Origin of the sequence: Kribbella qitaiheensis (genome assembly GCF_014217565.1) — a bacterium.
Lineage (GTDB): Bacteria > Actinomycetota > Actinomycetes > Propionibacteriales > Kribbellaceae > Kribbella > Kribbella qitaiheensis_A.
This window is the reverse complement of record NZ_CP043661.1, coordinates 2,512,277-2,529,123: the sequence shown is the minus strand read 5'-3', so window position 1 is coordinate 2,529,123 and position 16,847 is coordinate 2,512,277. Positions and strand designations below refer to the sequence as shown.

Sequence of the window (16,847 nt, the reverse complement as noted above, 5' to 3'; positions counted from 1 at the left end):
CTCACGTCCTATATTGGCCAAGATAGACATCCGATGTATGCCTTCAGGAGGCGAAGCCCATGCGGGTCACGGACGAAGCGATCGGCCGGATCAAGGAGATGATCGTCGCCGGTGAGCTGCGCCCCGGCGACCGGCTGCCGCGCGAGCCTGACCTGGCGGCCCGCCTGGGGTTGTCCCGCAGCTCGCTGCGCGAAGCGGTCAAGGCGCTCGCGCTGATCCGGGTCCTCGACGTCCGCCAGGGCGACGGCACCTACGTGACGAGCCTTGACCCGTCTCTGCTGCTGGAAACGATGGGCTTCGTCCTGGACCTGCACCAGGACGCGTCGGTGCTGGAGTTCTTCGAGGTCCGCCGGATCCTGGAGCCGGCCGCCGCGGCCCGGGCAGCGGTCCTGATGACCGCCGCCGACGTCGCCGTACTACGGGCGCTGCTGGACGAACTCGGACCGGAGCCGTCCGTGGAGGACCTGCTCACCAATGACGTGGAGTTCCATCGCCTGATCGCGGTCGGCAGCGGCAACCGGGCGCTTGCCTCCATCATCGACAGCCTTCGCCAGCAGACCTACCGGGCCCGGATCTGGCGCGGCATGACCCAGTCCGACGCGGTCGCGCGCACGGTCGCCGAGCATCGCGCGATCCTGGACGCGATCGCGGAACAGCAGCCGGAGGTGGCCAGATCCTGGGCGACGGTCCACATCGCCGGCGTCGAGCGATGGATCCAGGACGCGCTCAACCCCGGGCCGGCTGAAGCTCCAGCAAGACGGCCGACGGCATCGGCAGGGTCAGGTCGAAGGTCGAGCCGCTCCAGGTCAGCGGCTCGCTGACGAGCTTGCTCCGCTCGGCCAGCTCGCGCCACTGGTCGTCGGTCGGCCAGTCACCGACTCCGAGTTGCCCTGCCGCTGTCGCCAGGTCTCCAACCCCAATGGCCAGGTAAGTGGCGGTGGCCTGCCAGCTCGGGTCTACACCGGGCAGCGACACCTTGACCGACCTGGTGAGGTCGTAGGAGCCGTCGGCCTTGGTCTGGTCGAGGGTGAGGTTCCAGATCAGTACTGCGATGCGGTCGCGGTCGCGGGACGCCCAGGCCTCGACCAGGCTGCCTCCGCCGTCGCCGGTGAGGGTCACTGGCAGTTCGACGGGGCCGAGGCGGCTCAGCAGCGACAGCGCGTGGTACCGGGGCTTGGCCAGTCCGCCGACCGTCTGTAGGCCGAAGCCGCCGTGCAGAAGGCGTGGTGGGCGACCGAGCTCCTCGAAGTGGTCTGAGGCGACCCAGTAGGACAGCGCGTCGACGCGACCCGCCGCTGACCGCATCCCGCGCAGTACGAAGACTCCGGAGAAGACCGAGTCGTTGATCGGGTTGAAGTGCCGCGGCGTGACGCCCCACTCGGTCCACAGGATCCGTGCGTCGCCGAACCCGTGCCGTTCCAGCGACGCCCGTACGTCGAGCGGCGGGCTGCCATAGAGATGGGTCGAGACGAAGTCGACCGGTGAGTTGGTCGACGCCGCATGCGCGAGCAGGTCGTCGACCCAGCCCGCTGCTGCCGACGAGGGGCCACCAACGGCCAGCCGCGGATCCACCGACTTCACCGCGGCCGCCGTCACGTCGTACAGGCCCATCCACTCGGCCTTCGTGCCGGACCAGAAGACCGAAAGGTTGGCCTCGTTCCAGACCTCGAAGTCCCAGCCCAGTACCTCGTCCAGGCCGTACCGGTCGACCAGGTGCTGGACCAACGCCTGGACCAGGTCGCCCCATCGCTGGTAGGACTTCGGCGGCGAGATGATCGCGCCGTACTCGAAGACTGTCCTGGACGGATCTGAAGCCAGGTCGCGCGGCATGAAGCCGAGCTCGACCACCGGCCGCAGCCCGATCTCCAGCAGCTTGTCGTAGATGGCGTCCACCACCGTGAAGTCGTGGACGGGCTCGCCGTCGACCTCGGTGTAGACCCCGGTGTCGTCGTGGAAGATCGCGTGCGCCCGGACGGTCCGGACGCCGATCTCGTCGTGCGTCCGGCGCAGCGCCTGCTCGAGTTCGGCGCCGATCTCACGGCCGCCGGTGAGGTCCTTGCAGAGCAGCTGACTGAGTCGCTCACTGCCGATCATCGGAGCCCAAGGCCGTGGCAGCTCATTGCCTTCAGCAACGGCATCCACCATCACCGCGACGACCGGATCGGTGCCGTCCGCAACCAACGGCACCGCGCCGACGACCTCACTTGCCCGCCCCGCCGCGGTCACCTCCGGCACGCTCGCCACGGCGTACCGGTACGGCGTACCGGGTGTGCAGGTGGTGTCGACGTACGGCGACGCAGGCACCGACAGGATGTCGCCACTGTGATGGTCGACCGGCTCCAGCGGTCCGTCCTCCGTCGCTCGCAGGATCAGGTAGCCGACCGCACCGTCGACCGGTGACCACTCGATCGTCACCTGACCGACCCCGCCGACCGCCCGGACCTCCTTGGGCGGATCGAGATCGGGGAACCCGAACTCCCGGTGCTCGTCGCTCCGGACCGAGATCCGCGCGTCCCAGTCGGCTTTCGCGTCGCGCTGCATCCAAATCTCCCAAGTCAGTTGCTTACGTCCGAAGAAGTGGTCGGCACGTCCCTCCGCTTCTTCGGAGGTAAGGGGTGGTCAGTCGAGGCCGGCGGAGAACTGTTCCTGGGCGATCAGCGGGCGGATCCGGCGGGCGACGTCGCCGGCGCTGAAGTTGCGCCGGATCACGTCACCGCCGAAGACGTTGCCGATGGCACCCATCACCATCGCCTGGTCGAGTGCCAGGTACCGCTTGGCGATCAGGCCGGACCTCACCGCGACCGAGTCGTAGAACCCGCCACCGCCGTACGCGTGCAGGTTGGACTCGATCCGGGCCAGGTTGTCCAATGCCTGGCGCGGCGCGTACTGCATCGCCAGGAACGACGCGTGCGGGGTGACCACGCCATCGCCGTACGTCGGGTCGGGGTTCGTCCCCTCGCGGCAGCCCGCGAACCCGATGTCGTAGTTGGTCGCCTCCAGATCGGACGGGTAGCCACCCGGGTCCATGCCGATCGCGTCCACGCCGTAGACGGAGTACCCGCCCTTGGGATTGCTGGCCGGTGAGAATCCCCAGTAGCCGTACTTCGCGTCGTCCATCCCGTGTTCGAGATGCGCCCGGACGGTGAGCGGGTGGTTGAGTCCCCAGCTCCGCGGCGCCCAGGTCGCCTCCGGGACGAACAGGTCGGGCATCAACGCCTCGAACATGTCGCCGCCCCAGGACGGCACGATCCGCATGCCACGGTAGGAGAACGCGCCCTCGAACACGTCGATGCCGAGGTAGGTCCGGTGCACGCCGACAGCCTTCTGCTCCAGCCAGGACCAGTCGCACGAGTCCGGGAAGACGCGCTGCGTGGCGAAGAAGTGGGCCGGTGGGATCTGCCCGCGCGAGATGCCGATGTACGACGCGATGCGCGGCTCGGTGTTGCACGTGTCGTAGTGGAACTTCCGGTAGTACACGTCGGGTCCGGTGCCGGCGTGGTTGCCCTTCTCGGTCTCCTCGTCCGGCGGCGGAGTGACGAAGAAGCCACCGCGGAGGAGTCCGGCCGCGACTCCCGGCCGTGCTGCCGGGTTGTAGTAGTAGCCGAAATTCATCTTGTCGAGCAGGGAGTCCGCCAGCCTGCGCGCTCCCGGCTCGGCGTTGCGGACCACCATCAACGCGGCCGCGAACCAGCCGTTGTCGACGCTCGAGACGAACGGGGTGATCGCCTTCGTGCCGTCCGGATCGACGTGCAGCACCTCGCCGGTCGACTCGTCGTACCAGTTGAAGTACATCCCGCTCGGCTCGTGGTGCTCGACGCGGGACATCGTGGTGAGGGTCTGGGTGATCCGGCGCAGCGCCTCGTGCGGCGAGATGACGCCGAGCCGGCGGGCGACGACCGTGCTCCACAGGTAGCCGCCGATGTTGGTGGGGGAGGTGTACTTGCTGCGGACGGGGGAACTCACCGACTCGCCGATGTTGTCGGCGGGCAGGCCGGTGTGCTCGTCGGTCATCGCGACCAGGCTGCGCCAGGTGTCGCGGGCCCACCGGCCGACCAGCGCGCGGTCGTGGCGATCGGGGTGCCAGCCGCCTTTGAGAAGCTGGCCGGGATCTGCCGAAGCGCCGGCGTACGAGGCGCCCGTAGTACTGATCAATGCGGCCGAGCCGGTTGCTGCTAGAAGCGTGCGTCGGCTGATGGTGGCGGTCATCTGAGCCTCCTATTTACGGTGTCGGTCATTTCAGGCCGGTAATGGCGATGCCCTTGGTGACGTGGCGCTGGAAGGCCAGGAAGATCACCAGCACCGGTACTACGACGACGACCGCGCCGGCCATCAGCAGGCCGTAGTGCTGCGCGTTCTGTCCGGTCGAGTACAGGGCAAGGGCGACGGGCAGGGTGTACTTGTCCTCGGTCTGGGCGATCACCAGCGGCCAGAGGAAGTTGTTCCAGGAGCCGAGGAAGGTGAGGATCCCGAGGGTGGCCAGTGCGGGCCGCGTGAGTGGAAGCATGATCCGGCCGAAGATGCCCAGCTCGCTGGTCCCGTCGACCCGGGCGGCGTCCATCAGGTCGTCCGGCAGACCGGCGAAGAACTGCCGCATCAGGAAGACGCCGAACGGCGAGACCAGGAACGGCAGGATCAGGCCGGGGTAGCTGTTCGCCAGGCCGGCGTTGGTGACCAGCACGAACAGCGGCACGAAGGTGACCATCCCCGGCACCATCAAGGTCCCCAGTACCAGGATGAACAACGGGTTCTTGCCCTTGAAGTTCAGCTTCGCCAGGGCGTAGCCGAGCATCGAGCAGAAGGTCAGATTGCCCGCCGTGACGACGAGCGCGACCAGCGTGGAGTTGAGGAAGTAGCGCGGGAAGTTCGCCTTGCCGAACAGCTCGCTGTAGTTGCCGCTGGTCGGTGCCTCCGGCAACCAGGTCGGCGGCACCCGGAGCAGCTCGCCGTCGGTCTTGAAGGACCCGAGCAGCATCCACAGGAACGGGGCCGCGACCGCGATCAGGCCGACCACGGCGATCAGGTAGATCCACCAGCGGCGCATCATTTCTCCCTCAGCAGCCGGAACTGGATGAAGGTCATCACCGCGATGACGACGAACAGGATGTAGCTCATCGACGCGGCCAGCGAGTAGTTGCCGAAGCCGAACTGCTGGTACGTGTACATCGACACCGAGATGGTGCTGTTCAGCGGGCCGCCCTGGGTCATCACGAACGGTTCCTCGAAGAACTGCAGGTAGCCGATCCCGGTGGTGACGCTGGTGAACAGGATGGTCGGTCGCAGCAACGGCACGATCAGGTACCGGAACCGCTGCCAGGCGCTCGCCCCGTCGAGCTGCCCGGCCTCCTCGACGGTATGCAGGATGCCCTGTAGACCGGCCAGGAAGATGATCATCGCGGAGCCGAAGTTGCGCCAGACGGCCATCATGATCAGCGACGGCATCGCCCAGGTCTTCGACGCCAGCCAGTTCGGCCCGTCGATGCCGACCCAGCCGAGCACCGTGTTCAGCAGCCCTGAGTCGGGTGCCAGTACGAACCGCCAGATCACCGCGACCGCGACGATCGAGGTCACTACCGGCAGGTAGTAGCCGACCCGGAACAGGCTCTGGAACTTCTTCACGCCCTTGTCCAGCAGGACCGCCGCGGCCAGCGCCATGATGAGAGTCAACGGGACGCCGATCACCACGAAGTACGCCGTGTTGAACGCCGCCTTGCGGAAGGTCTCGTCGGACAGGGCTTTCACGTAGTTGTCGAAGCCGACCCCGTTCACCGCGAACGGCGTCCGGAGGTCACGCTGCTTCAGGTCGGTGAAGCTCATTCCGAGCGACCCCAGCACCGGCCCGGCCGTGAAGGCCAGGAACAGTACTGCGAACGGGAGCGTCAGGATCCACGCGGCGGCCGTCTGCCGGCCGACCGCGCCGGAGCGCTTCGTCGGTGGGCGAGGTTTGGGGGCGGGGCCGGCCACAGGCGTGGCCGGTCCCTTCAGCGTCGCTGAACTCATCGCCGATCAGCTACCCGTGCCGATCGACGACGCCTTGGTCTGGATCGCCTTCGCCGTGTCGGCGGGGGACTGCCCGGACTTGGCCATCTTCTCCACCTCGGTGTCGAAGGCGGTCGCGACCTGCTCCCAGTTCACGATCGCCGGCGGCGCCTTGGCGTCGTCGAGCTGCTTGCCGAACACCGGTAGCAGCGGGTCGCTGGCAATGCTCGGGTCGTCCCAAGCGGCCTTCACAGCCGGAAGGTCGGTGGACAGCTTGAACCACGAGGCCTGCGTCTTGGCGTCGGACAGCCACTTGACCAGCTTCCAGGCGCTGTCCTTGTTCTTGCCGCCCTTGAAGACGACGAAGTTGCTGCCGCCGACGAACGAGGTCGCGGACTTGTTCTTCGGCAACTGGAAGACACCGATGTTCTGCTTCATCTTCTCGCCGCCGAGCTTGGCGATCGAGCCGACCATCCACGGGCCGGAGATGAACATCGGCACCTGACCGCTGACGAACTGCGCCTCGGTCTGGTTCGGCGGCAGGTCGGTGCCGGCCACCTTGTCGGTGAAGAAGCTCTGGTAGTACTTCAGCCCCTCCTGCACCTCGGGAGTGTCGAGAGTGAACTGCTTGTCGTCGTCGCTGGTGATACTCGCGCCGGCCGACCAAGCGAACGGCATCACCGTCTGCCAGGACCCGGTGCCGCCCGGCTGCAGGTTGATCCCGTACTTCGCGCCGGCCTTGTCCTGCATCGCCTTGGCCATCGACTTCAGCCCGTCCCAGTCGGTCGGGGGAGTGGTGATGCCGGCCTTCGCGGCGAGATCCTTGCGGTAGAAGACCACCCGCGTCTCGACGTACCAAGGCACCCCGTACGACGTGCCGCCCACCTTCGTGGTGTCCAGTGCGCCCGGGAAGAAGCCCGAGGTGTCGATGCCGGTCGGCGTCGGGTCCAGTGCGCCGAGGTCGGCGAACTCGCCCATCCAGGTGGTGCCGACCATCGCGGCATCCGGCAACGACTGCGCGGTGATCGCGGTGGTGAACTTGTTGTGCGCGGCGTCCCACGGGATCGGCGTGACCGTCACCTTGACGCCGGGGTTGGCCTGCTCGAACTCCTTGGTCAGCTTGGGCAGGTTCTCGCCCTCGGTGCCCATCGCCCAGATGGTGATGTTCCCGGTGGCGGGATCGCCGCCGACACTGCTCGTTGCCTTCGGCGCCGAATCGGGGGAGTCGGCGGACCGGCCACAACCGGTCAGCGCCAGTGCCGTCGCGGTGAGCGCGGCACCGCCGATCACCAGTCGGCGGCGAGTTGTCAGGGTGGTCATTCTGTGTCTCCTCACTCGGTTGCTGCTGTCATCGCGTCCCCCGGTCCGGTGCCACAGCTGTCCCGCAGCACAAGCTCTGTTGCCAGTACGTCGTTCCGCGCCCGGGTCCGTTCCCCGGTGACGCGCTCATGCAGTCTTTGAGCAGCCAGCCGGCCTAGCTCCGCCATCGGCTGCCGCACAGTCGTCAAACCCGGCGACACATACCGCGCCGCCATCACGTCGTCCCACCCGGTGACGACAAGCTCGTCAGGTACGACGACCCCGCCTGCGGCCAGCCCCTTCAAGACCGCCAGCGCCAGCTCGTCATTGGCACAAACCAACCCACCCGGGCGATTGACTCCCGACCCACCCGCGCGGCTTTCTCCACTTTCCCTTGCCTTCAGCAACTTCATGGCCTGTGCGGTGCCGGACTCTTCGGTCAACGGCACCCGCTCAGGCTCGTTGACAGGCAACCCATGCGCACGAAGTGCGGCCGAGTACCCGGCGTACCGCTCCGACACGTCGTACGAGCTCGCCGGATCACCCACGAAGAGCAAGTTCTCGCGACCGTGGTCCAGTAACCGGCTCGTCAGTTGCTCCGCACTCACAGCGCTCTCGCTCCGGACCGAGTCGCAACCCTTCACCGGCGGATGCGCCACCAGCACGATCGGTACGCCGGCGCGCCGTAGATCCTCCACCGCCGGCAGATCGAGAGCGTTGCCGTGCACAACAATCCCGTCCACGCGTCCAGCCAGGTCACGCAGACTGCGCTGCGGATCCGCGTTGCCGTGGGTGACGGTCAGGATCACGCTCTGCCCGTGCTCACCGGCCCACCGTTCGTACCCCATCAGCAGATCGCCGTAGAACGGGCCGGCGAGGTCGGGCAACACGAGGCCGTGCGCCTCATGACGCTGCACCGCGAGACTTCGGGCGGCTCGCAGTGGCACGTAGTTCAGCTCGCGCGCCGCCTGATCGACCCGGGCCTTCGCCTTAGCCGACACCGGACCGGTCCCTTGCAGGACACGCGAAACCGTCGCGATCGACAGCTTCGCGAGCGCGGCGACGTCGTAGATCGTCGTCGGCCTGCTGGTCCCGGATGCCATCTGGCGAGTCCTCCCGAGCTGGCTGCTGATGAGCTCCCACGCAAAAGTGGAAGCGCTTACACTTTCGACCCTGCCCTGTCCTGACCCGATCGGTCAACCCCTCGGCCGCCTTCATCACGCTGAGTGGTCCGGCTCGGAGTCGCTCGGCTCGGAGCAGTGAGCACCTGCGGTCTGCGACGATGAGCCGGTGACCGCACACGGACTGTCAGGCGAACGGGAGGACCGGCTCTGGCTGGTCCGGCACGGCGAAACCGAGTGGAGCAAGTCGGGGCGGCACACATCGACGACCGACCTGCCGCTGACGGCGGAAGGGGAGCGGATCGCCGCGTCGCTGAAGGAGCGGCTTGCGGCCGAGCAGTTCGACCTGGTGCTGACCAGCCCACGCACGCGCGCGCGGCGTACGGCGGAACTCGCCGGCTTCCCGGCTGCCGAGGTCGACGACGATCTGGTCGAGTGGGATTACGGAGACTACGAAGGGATCACCACCGCGGAGATCCGCAAGACCGTGCCCGGCTGGACAGTCTGGGCGAAGTCCGTACCCAACGGCGAAACGCCCGCCCAGGTCGCCGCCCGGCTCGACCGCGTCAACGCCCGGATCGCCGCCGTCGACGGAGACGTCCTGGTCTTCGGCCACTCGCACGCCCTCCGCGCCCTGACCGCCCGCTGGCTCGAACTCGACGTCACCGAAGGCCGCCACTTCGTCCTGAATACCGCGACCGTCTCAGTCCTCGGCTGGGAACGCGGCTCCCCGGTAATCCACCACTGGAACAGCTGATCGAGGCCCCAGGACCTCAGCGACCAGCCTCAGCCATCAGGAGTCCAGAGCGGCGACCCCTAACTCACGATCAGGTCGATGAGGAGGTCGATGCGGTCCTCGTGGTGGTCGGGGCGGAGCCGATTGCCGCGGCCGAGAGTGATCAGCCCGTGCAGTGAACTCCAGAAGAGTTCGGTGAGCGCTTCGTGCTCGGCTCCGGCGAACGGTTCGGCCGTCTGGTGGAAAGCCTCGAAGGCGGCCCTCAGCGGCGCCGGGATTTCACCGGTACCGAACGTCAGGTCGGTCCGCCGGACGAACATCGCGTCGTACAGCGCAGGATGCTCGGCGGAAGGCGCAGTAGGCGTGCGCCAGACTTCTTAGCGCCTCAGTTGGTGAACTCGCCGCGGAGGTGGCCGCACGCAGCACGCCGGCCAGTTCCTCGAACCCTTCGAGGGCGACCGTCGTGGCGATGGCGTCCATGTTCTCCCGCTCGGTGCGCTCCCGCTCTTTCCTCGACTGTGCTGGCATCTACCTAAACTAGCATTGCTAGACAATCTAGCGATAGCATTGCCCACTGGCACCAAGGTGCTAGTGTAGATCGAAATGCTAGCAACGCTAGAAACTGGAGCTTCCGATGTCTCTTCGCCGTTTCACTTCCATCCTCACCGTCGTCCTCGCGCTCGCCCCGATCTCCTTCGGGCTGCGCTTCCTGCTCGACCCGCACGGTGCCGCGAGCGGCTTCGGTATCGACCCCTGGCCGACGGGCAACGCGGCCGGCTACTTCCTCGTGAAGGCGGGGCGCGACCTGTTCATGGGAATCGTCCTGCTGGTCCTGTTCGCCCTCCGTGAGCGGCGCGCGACGGCGATCGCGATGGCACTCGTCACCATGGTCCCGATCGTGGACATGATCACCGTCTTCACCCACGGCGGTTCCGCTGCCACCGCCCTCGGCATCCACGGCCTCACCGCCCTGATCGTCGCCGCCGACGCCTACCTCCTCTTCCGCACCATCAAGCCGACGGAAGCCGCCGCCGCCCTCGAGTCGAGTGGAACTCAGTCCGTTGCGGCTGACCACTCATAGAGGTCGATCGAGCAGTACTCGCGAAACCCGAGGCTCTCGTAGACGGACTTCCCTGCCGGCGACGACCCCAGTACGCCGTACGCGAACCCAGAGTCCCGCGCCTCCCGCAGTGCGGCGAGCGTGATCGCAGCCCCGATCCCGCGTCGCCGCGCCTCAGGAACGGTCATCACGAAGTACACGCCGGCGACTCCGGCGGCGAGGAAGACGGTGGTGGTCGCGACAGGCTCACCGTCAAGCAGGCCAAGGTAATGCCGCCACGGATCCCCGTACCCCTCCCGCCGATAGACCTCCGCCACCCACCGCGCTTCCTTCTCACCCTCCCCAAACCCTCGCCCCAACGTCTCCGCCCAAACCGCCAGCGTCTCGTCGTCCGCCACCCGAACAATCTCCAGCCCACCCGTAGCCGTCGGCTCGATCAGGTTGGCCAGTTCGACTGCCATGCCCGGCTCTGCGCCCCCGTACGTGAACCCCGCCCGCACCAACCGCTCACCCAGATCCGCCGGGCGCATCGACGGACCCACGTGCCAGCACCCGGGCACACCCAGCTCTTTCATCCGGGCAAGGGACTCACCGACCACCTGATCCGCAGTTGCCGAGTCCTCGAGCTCAGCCTCGACAACAGCATTGTGGTAGTCGATCGGTGAGCCGCCGATCGTCCAGCGCACCCCACCGTCCTCCCGCTGCTCCCCGCCTCCGGCTGCCCCCATCGTCATCAGCAGCTCAGCCGCGTTCGTCTCGATCGCCTCTACCAGCTCAGCCTCGTCCACCTGCCCAGTCTGCAACCCCACCCCGCTGACGGTCCCGCGATTTTCAACCAGCGGCGCGGGATCAGCCTGGTAGGGCGTTCCATTGGGCCAGGGTGGAGGCCAGGAGAGTGGTGGTGGGGAGGTCCTCGAATTCCTCGCGGCTGACGAATTTGGCGGCGCTGGCGTCGTCGCCTGCCGCCAGCACCCCGCCGACGGCCGACGCCTGGTAGTCACGGATGACGTAGACCCGGCCGCCGGGTGCCCCGCGTTCCACCTCGCCGACGAGCGGGCCGATCTCGACCGCGAGGCCGGTTTCCTCCGCCACCTCGCGGGTCAGCGCGGTCGGGTCGTCCTCACCGGCTTCGACCCGGCCACCAGGCAGCGACCACAGCCCGCGACCGGGTTCGTTCGCTCGCTGGACGACCAGCAACCGGCGCTGTTCGTCGTACACGAGGGCTCCGACACACTCGACGCGGTCCCCATCCATGTGGAGAACCATAAGTCGAACGCGCCGTACCGGACATTCCGTTGCGCCACCGGCGCCCGGGCACGCACCTGGACACCGCCATCGCTAACGGAATGTCCGGTACGGCGCGCTGCCAGCCCGCCCGGATAGCATCGCTGCTGACAGTTGTCCAGAGAAGGGATCCCGATCGCTCGTGCGTATCGATCTGCACACCCATTCGAACCGCTCGGACGGCACCGATCCGGTCGACGTCCTGATCGCGCAGGCGAAGCGGGACGGCCTGGACGTGATCGCGCTCACCGATCACGACACGGCCGACGGCTGGGCCGAGGGTCGCCGGGCTGCCGAGGACCTCGCGGTCGGTTTCGTCCCCGGGATCGAGATCTCCTGCAAGCTGAACGGCATCAGCGTCCACCTCCTCGCGTACCTGCTGGACCCGTCGTACGAGCCGCTGGCCGTCGAGCTCGCCACGGTCCGCGACGGCCGGACCGACCGGATTCCGTCGATCGTGGGCCGGATCAACGCCATGGGCGTCGAGCTCACCGTCGACGAGGTGCTGGCCCAAGCGACCGGTACGCCGTCCGTCGGCCGCCCGCACGTCGCCGACGCCCTCGTCGCCAAGGGTGTGGTCGCCGACCGCGGTGAGGCGTTCGACCGGTTCCTGGCCGACGGCCGCCCGGGACACGTGTCCCACTACGCGATCGACCCCGGTCGCGCGATCGACCTGGTCCGCGAGGCCGGCGGCGTGCCGGTGATCGCGCATCCGTGGGGGCGGTCGAGCTACAAGGTCATCACCGAGGAGACCATCGCGCGCTTCGTCGACGAGCACGGCCTCGCCGGAATCGAGGTCGACCACCAGGACCATTCCGCCGCTTCGCGTACTGCGCTGCGGGGAATCGCGCAGAACCTCGGCATCATCTACACCGGCTCCAGCGACCACCACGGCGCCGGCAAGATCAACCACGAGCTGGGTGTGAACAGCACCGAGCCGGAGCAGTTCCAAGCGCTGCTCGAGGTCGCCAAGACGAACGCCGCGGCCAGCGAGGCGACCGTTCCCGAGGCGTACCTGCCGTGAACAGCATCATCAATTTCTCGCTGCTCAGCTCGGTTTTCGTCACGCTGTTCGTGATCATGGATCCGCCCGGCACGGTGCCGGTGTTCATCTCGCTGACGGCCGGTCAGTCCCGCGCGGTGCGGAAGAAGGCCGCCTGGCAGGCCGTGCTGGTCGCGTTCGGCGTGATCGTGGTCTTCGCCGCCTTCGGCCAGCAGATCCTGCATCACCTGGGCATCACGCTGCCCGCCCTGCAGTGCGCGGGCGGCCTGCTGCTCCTGCTGATCGCCTTGCAGTTGCTGACCGACACGGCCGAGGACCCGGTCCAGACGAAGAACGTCAACATCGCCTTCGTCCCACTCGGTACGCCGTTGCTCGCGGGGCCTGGCGCGATCGTCGCCACCATGGTGTTCGTGCAGCGCGCCGACGGGAAGCTGGCCGACGTCGTCGCGATCTCGGTCGGCATCGTGCTGATCCACGTGGTGATGTGGCTGACGTTGCGCTTCTCCGGCGTGATCATGCGGATCCTGGGCGAGAACGGCGTCCTGCTGGTCACCCGGATCGCCGGTCTGTTGCTGAGCGCGATCGCGGTCCAGCTGGTGGCCGATGCCGTCACCGATTTCATCAACGCCGGCTGACGGTCCAGAAGATCCACGAGATGCCGAGAATCGCCCGATGAACGACATGCTGCCGGGAATGCCGACGAAGCTGTTCGTCGCGACCCCGACGAAGCTGCTCAACTTCGCCGACTGCAAGCGAAGGTACCGCTACACCTACCTGGAGACGCCGCGGCCGCCGAAGGGTCCGCCCTGGGCGCACAACACGGTCGGCGCGATCGTCCACGAAGTGCTGGCCGAGTTCTGGCGCCGGCCCGCCTCCCGGCGTACGGGGGTGGAGGCGGTGAACCTGGTCCGCTCGAGCTGGCGGCACGAGGGGTTCCGCGATCCGGAGCAGTCGGCCGTCTGGCGCGAACGTTCGGCGGACATGGTCGCCACCTACCTGCACAACGCCGACCCGTACTTCGAGCCGCGCGGCGTGGAGCGGACCGTGTCGTTCAGCACGGAGCGGGCGAGCCTGCGCGGCCGGGTCGACCGGATCGACGAGCGCCCGGCCCGGGACGGCAGCGGCGGTACGGAGCTCGCGATCGTCGACTACAAGACCGGTCGCCGGCCGCTGACCAGCGCGGATGCCAAGTCGTCGCTGGCCCTGGCGCTGTATGTCCTCGGCGCGCGCCGGGTCATGCATCGCCCGTGCACGCGGGTCGAGTTGCACCACCTGCCGACGAACACGATCGCGGTCGCCGACCACGACGAGGAGTCGCTGGCCCGGCACCGGCGCCGCGCCGAATCGATCGCCGATGACGCGGCTGCCGCCGAGGCCGAGTGGAAGCAGGGCCTGACACCTGCCGAAGCCGATGAAGCCTTTCCGCCCGAGCCGTCCGCGCTCTGCGGCTGGTGCGACTTCGCCCGGATCTGCCCCGAGGGCCGTCGCGTCGCCCCACCTCGCGACCCCTGGGCCGCCCTCGACGAAACCGACGGCCTGCCCGCTCCGGAGATCGCCGAAGCAGGCTGACCGAGGCTGGCCGGCAGGGCCGGCTGACACCGCGCGGGGCCGGCTGAGATCCGCGTGTCAGCGGGATGTGCGCGGCGTGCCAGCGGGGGAGTCTTGGCTGAGGTCACCGAAGAAGAAAGGTGACCGCAATGACCACCAAGACGCTCAATCAGGTGTCCGTCCCCGGCGCCACGCTGCATTACGAGGTCACTGGCAGCGGCCCGGTCCTGTTGCTCATCTCCGGTGGCGCCACCGACGCGGCAGCCTTCGACGGGATCGTGCCACAGCTCGCCGAGCAGTACACCGTGGTCACCTACGATCCGCGCGGCAACTCACGCAGTCCGTACGCCGGGGAGCCGGCCGACGAGCGCGTCGACCAGGCGGCCGAGGATGGGCTTGCCATCCTGGACCTGGTCACGCCTTACTCGCCGGCCTACGTGTTCGGCAGTAGCTCCGGGGCGATCACCGGGATGGAGCTGCTCGTCCGGCACCCGGACCGGGTCCGGTTGCTGGTCGCGCACGAGCCGCCGGCGGTCGAACTGTTGCCGGACGCAACATCTTCGCGGGAGTTCTTCTTCCAGGTGTACGAGACCTACCGGCGCGACGGCCGGGTCGCGGCCGACCGGCTGTTCCTCGGCGGGATCGGGATGGACGAGGCCGACGAGCTGCCGCCGCTGACGGAGCTGCCACCGGAGTTCCGCGAGGTGATGGAGCGGATGGACGCCAACAGCGACGTGTTCTTCGAGCACAAGTTGCTGCCGTTCACCACCTATCGCCCGGACGTGGCGGCGTTGGCCGAGCTCGAGGACAAGATCGTCCCGGCCGTCGGCAGCGAGTCGTCGAAGGTGCTCCCGGCCGAGCCGATCCTCGCCCTGTCCGAGCGGCTCGGCTGGTCCGTGGTCGCGTTCCCCGGTGGTCACGCCGGCTACACCACTGACCCGTTCGAGTTCGCCACCCTGCTGTTGCGGGTGCTGGCAGGGAAGGTCGCGCGATGAGCGCCAAGACGCTGAGCAAACTGGCCGTGCCGGGCGCGACCCTGCACTACGAGGTGACCGGGTCCGGTCCGCTGCTGTTGCTGATCGCCGACGGCGAGTCGGACTCGGGCGCGTTCGACAGCATCGTCGGCCCGCTCGCCGCGGAGTACACGGTGGTCGCCTACGACCCGCGCGGCAACTCCCGCAGCCCGTACGCCGGGCTGGCAGTCGGCGAGGAGCCGGTTGACGAGCAGGTGGAAGTCTCATCGGCGGACGCGCTGGCTCTGATGGACCTGCTGTCGCCCGACCACCCTGCCTTCGTCTTCGGCACCGGGACGGGCGCGATCACCGGGATGGACCTGATGAGCCGGTATCCGGACCGGGTCCGGATGCTGGTGGCGCACGAACCGCCGGCCGTCGAACTGCTGGCCGAGGCGGCGAACTCGCGGGAGTTCTTCGCCGAGGTGTACGACACCTGCCGCCGCGAGGGCGTGCCGATGGCGCAGCTGCTGTACGCGGGCGGGACCGGGCTGGACGAGGACGACCTGCCTGCACCCGAGGACCTGCGACCGGAGTTCCGCGAGCTGCTGGACCGGACCGAGGCGAACGCCGGCAACTTCTTCGCGCACAAGATGTTGCCGTTCACCCGCTATCGGCCGGACCTGCGAGCGTTGAAGGAGGTTGCGGACAAGGTGGTCCCGGCTGCTGGGGTGGCCGCCGCCAGACACCTGCCGGCCCAGCCGGTGATGGTGCTCTCCGACGCCATCGGCTGGCCCGTGGTCAGCTTCCCCGGCGGCCACAACGGGTATGCCAGCCACCCGATCCAGTTCGCCACCCTGCTCGCCCAGGTGCTGGAGGCGGAGCTCAGCTAATCGAGTTGACGCCCGCCCGCGCCCCGGCGTACCGTCGCTCTCCTTCCCTTGACAACGGCATGTTCAGCATGCCGCCACAGTGGTGTCCGAACCCCCGGGTCCCGACGGATCCGGGGTAGTTCTGCGTGCCGCTGGGACCGTCGGATGCCACCTCGAGAAAGAGAGGAGGTACGGCGTGGGGGTGTACTGGGCGATCGCGGTGCGGTCGTTTCGGCGATTCTCGACGTACCGGATCGCCACCCTGTCCGGCGCGTTCACCAATACCGTGTTCGGGTTCATCTTCTGCGGGGTCTACCTGACCCTGTGGCATTCTTCTCCGGGCCTCGGCGGGTACGACGTGTCCGACGCGCTCACGTTCGTCTGGCTGCAGCAGGGATTGCTGGCGCCGATCGGGATCTTCGGCGCGACCACCACGATGGAGCTCGGCGAGCGGGTCCGGACCGGTGAGATCGCGGTGGATCTGTACCGGCCGACCCAGCTGATGATCTGGTGGCTCTCGGTCGACGCCGGCCGGGCCTGGTTTCAGTTGCTGACCCGGGGCGGCGCTCCGCTGCTGGTCGGGGCAATCGTGTTCGACCTGAACTTCCCGTCGTCCGTTGGCCAATGGCTGGCGGTCGTCGTCGGGCTGGCGTTCGGCATCCTGGTGAGTTTCGGGGTCCGGTACCTGGTCGCGCTGTCGGGATTCTGGATCACCGACTCGCGCGGGCTGGAGAGCCTGGCGATGGTGCTGTCGCTGTTCTTCTCCGGCACCATCCTGCCGCTGGTCGTGTTCCCCGGCTGGATCGGCGCGGTGGCCCGGGCGACCCCGTGGGCGGCGACGCTGCAGGTGCCGATCGACATCTGGCTCGGGCGCAACCCGGGTGGGACCACCTCCGGACTGGGGTTCCAGTTGTTCTGGATCGTCGTGCTGTTCCTGGCCGGCCGGCTGGCGACCGTGTTCGCGACCCGGAAGGTGGTGATCGCCGGTGGTTGAG

18 protein-coding genes are annotated in these 16,847 nt (G+C 68.0%); 9 read left to right on the top strand and 9 right to left on the bottom strand.

What is annotated here, in order from left to right; genetic code table 11:
• Positions 1–59 precede the first annotated feature (59 nt).
• The gene (locus F1D05_RS11550) at positions 60–821 is read left to right on the top strand and encodes a FadR/GntR family transcriptional regulator (RefSeq protein WP_185447512.1); all 762 of its coding nucleotides are present in this window, start codon (positions 60–62) and stop codon (positions 819–821) included.
• Here the strand turns inward: F1D05_RS11550 and F1D05_RS11545 are convergent.
• From F1D05_RS11545 to F1D05_RS11520, 6 genes are all read right to left on the bottom strand, one after another.
• Positions 727–2,541, bottom strand: coding sequence for a GH39 family glycosyl hydrolase (locus F1D05_RS11545; protein WP_185447510.1), 1,815 nt, complete (start codon positions 2,539–2,541; stop codon positions 727–729). The genes F1D05_RS11550 and F1D05_RS11545 overlap by 95 nt on opposite strands.
• 78 nt (positions 2,542–2,619) lie before the next feature.
• The gene (locus F1D05_RS11540) at positions 2,620–4,206 is read right to left on the bottom strand and encodes a glucoamylase family protein (RefSeq protein ID WP_185447508.1); all 1,587 of its coding nucleotides are present in this window, start codon (positions 4,204–4,206) and stop codon (positions 2,620–2,622) included.
• Positions 4,207–4,231: 25 nt separating this feature from the next.
• Complete coding sequence (locus tag F1D05_RS11535) at positions 4,232–5,041, bottom strand: carbohydrate ABC transporter permease (protein WP_246486608.1); 810 nt, start codon at positions 5,039–5,041, stop codon at positions 4,232–4,234.
• Positions 5,041–5,997: a carbohydrate ABC transporter permease gene (locus tag F1D05_RS11530; protein ID WP_185447504.1), complete on the bottom strand. Its 957-nt coding sequence runs from the start codon at positions 5,995–5,997 to the stop codon at positions 5,041–5,043. Before F1D05_RS11530 ends, F1D05_RS11535 begins: the two co-directional genes overlap by 1 nt.
• A 6-nt stretch (positions 5,998–6,003) precedes the next feature.
• Positions 6,004–7,296, bottom strand: coding sequence for a sugar ABC transporter substrate-binding protein (locus tag F1D05_RS11525; protein WP_185447503.1), 1,293 nt, complete (start codon positions 7,294–7,296; stop codon positions 6,004–6,006).
• Between the two features lie 11 nt (positions 7,297–7,307).
• Entirely contained in the window at positions 7,308–8,378 is a 1,071-nt protein-coding gene (locus tag F1D05_RS11520; RefSeq protein WP_185447501.1) for a LacI family DNA-binding transcriptional regulator, read from the bottom strand.
• A gap of 187 nt (positions 8,379–8,565) precedes the next feature.
• Here F1D05_RS11520 and F1D05_RS11515 point away from each other — a divergent pair, with 187 nt between their 5' ends.
• A complete protein-coding gene (locus F1D05_RS11515) occupies positions 8,566–9,153 on the top strand; it encodes a histidine phosphatase family protein (protein WP_185447499.1) in 588 nt (195 codons plus the stop codon).
• A 59-nt stretch (positions 9,154–9,212) separates the two neighbouring features.
• Here F1D05_RS11515 and F1D05_RS38800 read toward each other — a convergent pair whose 3' ends face one another.
• Complete coding sequence (locus F1D05_RS38800; RefSeq protein ID WP_206686176.1) at positions 9,213–9,452, bottom strand: WHG domain-containing protein; 240 nt, start codon at positions 9,450–9,452, stop codon at positions 9,213–9,215.
• 314 nt (positions 9,453–9,766) lie between these two features.
• On the opposite strand from F1D05_RS38800, the gene F1D05_RS11505 reads away from it, so the two are divergent.
• The gene (locus F1D05_RS11505; RefSeq protein ID WP_185447497.1) at positions 9,767–10,213 is read left to right on the top strand and encodes a DUF4267 domain-containing protein; all 447 of its coding nucleotides are present in this window, start codon (positions 9,767–9,769) and stop codon (positions 10,211–10,213) included.
• On the opposite strand, the gene F1D05_RS11500 is transcribed toward F1D05_RS11505, so the two are convergent.
• Together F1D05_RS11500 and F1D05_RS11495 are read right to left on the bottom strand one after the other, a co-directional pair.
• Positions 10,186–10,980, bottom strand: coding sequence for a GNAT family N-acetyltransferase (locus F1D05_RS11500; RefSeq protein WP_185447495.1), 795 nt, complete (start codon positions 10,978–10,980; stop codon positions 10,186–10,188). The genes F1D05_RS11505 and F1D05_RS11500 overlap by 28 nt on opposite strands.
• A 61-nt stretch (positions 10,981–11,041) precedes the next feature.
• The gene (locus F1D05_RS11495; RefSeq protein WP_185447493.1) at positions 11,042–11,446 is read right to left on the bottom strand and encodes an NUDIX domain-containing protein; all 405 of its coding nucleotides are present in this window, start codon (positions 11,444–11,446) and stop codon (positions 11,042–11,044) included.
• Positions 11,447–11,618: 172 nt separating this feature from the next.
• Here F1D05_RS11495 and F1D05_RS11490 point away from each other — a divergent pair, with 172 nt between their 5' ends.
• From F1D05_RS11490 to F1D05_RS11465, 6 genes are all read left to right on the top strand, one after another.
• Positions 11,619–12,500 carry a PHP domain-containing protein gene (locus F1D05_RS11490; RefSeq protein ID WP_185447491.1) on the top strand — a complete coding sequence of 294 codons (882 nt, stop codon included), beginning with the start codon at positions 11,619–11,621 and terminating at the stop codon, positions 12,498–12,500.
• Positions 12,497–13,114 carry a MarC family protein gene (locus F1D05_RS11485; RefSeq protein ID WP_185447489.1) on the top strand — a complete coding sequence of 206 codons (618 nt, stop codon included), beginning with the start codon at positions 12,497–12,499 and terminating at the stop codon, positions 13,112–13,114. The genes F1D05_RS11490 and F1D05_RS11485 overlap by 4 nt, the downstream gene beginning before the upstream one ends.
• A 37-nt stretch (positions 13,115–13,151) precedes the next feature.
• A complete protein-coding gene (locus tag F1D05_RS11480) occupies positions 13,152–14,048 on the top strand; it encodes a RecB family exonuclease (RefSeq protein WP_185447488.1) in 897 nt (298 codons plus the stop codon).
• Positions 14,049–14,176: 128 nt separating this feature from the next.
• Complete coding sequence (locus F1D05_RS11475) at positions 14,177–15,022, top strand: alpha/beta hydrolase (protein ID WP_185447486.1); 846 nt, start codon at positions 14,177–14,179, stop codon at positions 15,020–15,022.
• The gene (locus F1D05_RS11470; RefSeq protein WP_185447484.1) at positions 15,019–15,873 is read left to right on the top strand and encodes an alpha/beta fold hydrolase; all 855 of its coding nucleotides are present in this window, start codon (positions 15,019–15,021) and stop codon (positions 15,871–15,873) included. Before F1D05_RS11475 ends, F1D05_RS11470 begins: the two co-directional genes overlap by 4 nt.
• Before the next feature lie 175 nt (positions 15,874–16,048).
• Complete coding sequence (locus F1D05_RS11465) at positions 16,049–16,846, top strand: ABC transporter permease (RefSeq protein ID WP_185447482.1); 798 nt, start codon at positions 16,049–16,051, stop codon at positions 16,844–16,846.
• Position 16,847: the final 1 nt, after the last annotated feature.

Bases quoted from the DNA above. Each gene is read 5' to 3' on its own strand.
- F1D05_RS11535 (WP_246486608.1), bottom strand. From the start codon at position 5,041: ATGCGCCGCTGGTGGATCTACCTGATCGCCGTGGTCGGCCTGATCGCG.
- F1D05_RS11545 (WP_185447510.1), bottom strand. From the start codon at position 2,541: ATGCAGCGCGACGCGAAAGCCGACTGGGACGCGCGGATCTCGGTCCGG.
- F1D05_RS11550 (WP_185447512.1), top strand. From the start codon at position 60: ATGCGGGTCACGGACGAAGCGATCGGCCGGATCAAGGAGATGATCGTC.
- F1D05_RS11520 (WP_185447501.1), bottom strand. From the start codon at position 8,378: ATGGCATCCGGGACCAGCAGGCCGACGACGATCTACGACGTCGCCGCG.
- F1D05_RS38800 (WP_206686176.1), bottom strand. From the start codon at position 9,452: ATGTTCGTCCGGCGGACCGACCTGACGTTCGGTACCGGTGAAATCCCG.
- F1D05_RS11470 (WP_185447484.1), top strand. From the start codon at position 15,019: ATGAGCGCCAAGACGCTGAGCAAACTGGCCGTGCCGGGCGCGACCCTG.
- F1D05_RS11525 (WP_185447503.1), bottom strand. From the start codon at position 7,296: ATGACCACCCTGACAACTCGCCGCCGACTGGTGATCGGCGGTGCCGCG.
- F1D05_RS11475 (WP_185447486.1), top strand. From the start codon at position 14,177: ATGACCACCAAGACGCTCAATCAGGTGTCCGTCCCCGGCGCCACGCTG.
- F1D05_RS11505 (WP_185447497.1), top strand. From the start codon at position 9,767: ATGTCTCTTCGCCGTTTCACTTCCATCCTCACCGTCGTCCTCGCGCTC.
- F1D05_RS11480 (WP_185447488.1), top strand. From the start codon at position 13,152: ATGAACGACATGCTGCCGGGAATGCCGACGAAGCTGTTCGTCGCGACC.
- F1D05_RS11495 (WP_185447493.1), bottom strand. From the start codon at position 11,446: ATGGATGGGGACCGCGTCGAGTGTGTCGGAGCCCTCGTGTACGACGAA.
- F1D05_RS11530 (WP_185447504.1), bottom strand. From the start codon at position 5,997: ATGAGTTCAGCGACGCTGAAGGGACCGGCCACGCCTGTGGCCGGCCCC.
- F1D05_RS11540 (WP_185447508.1), bottom strand. From the start codon at position 4,206: ATGACCGCCACCATCAGCCGACGCACGCTTCTAGCAGCAACCGGCTCG.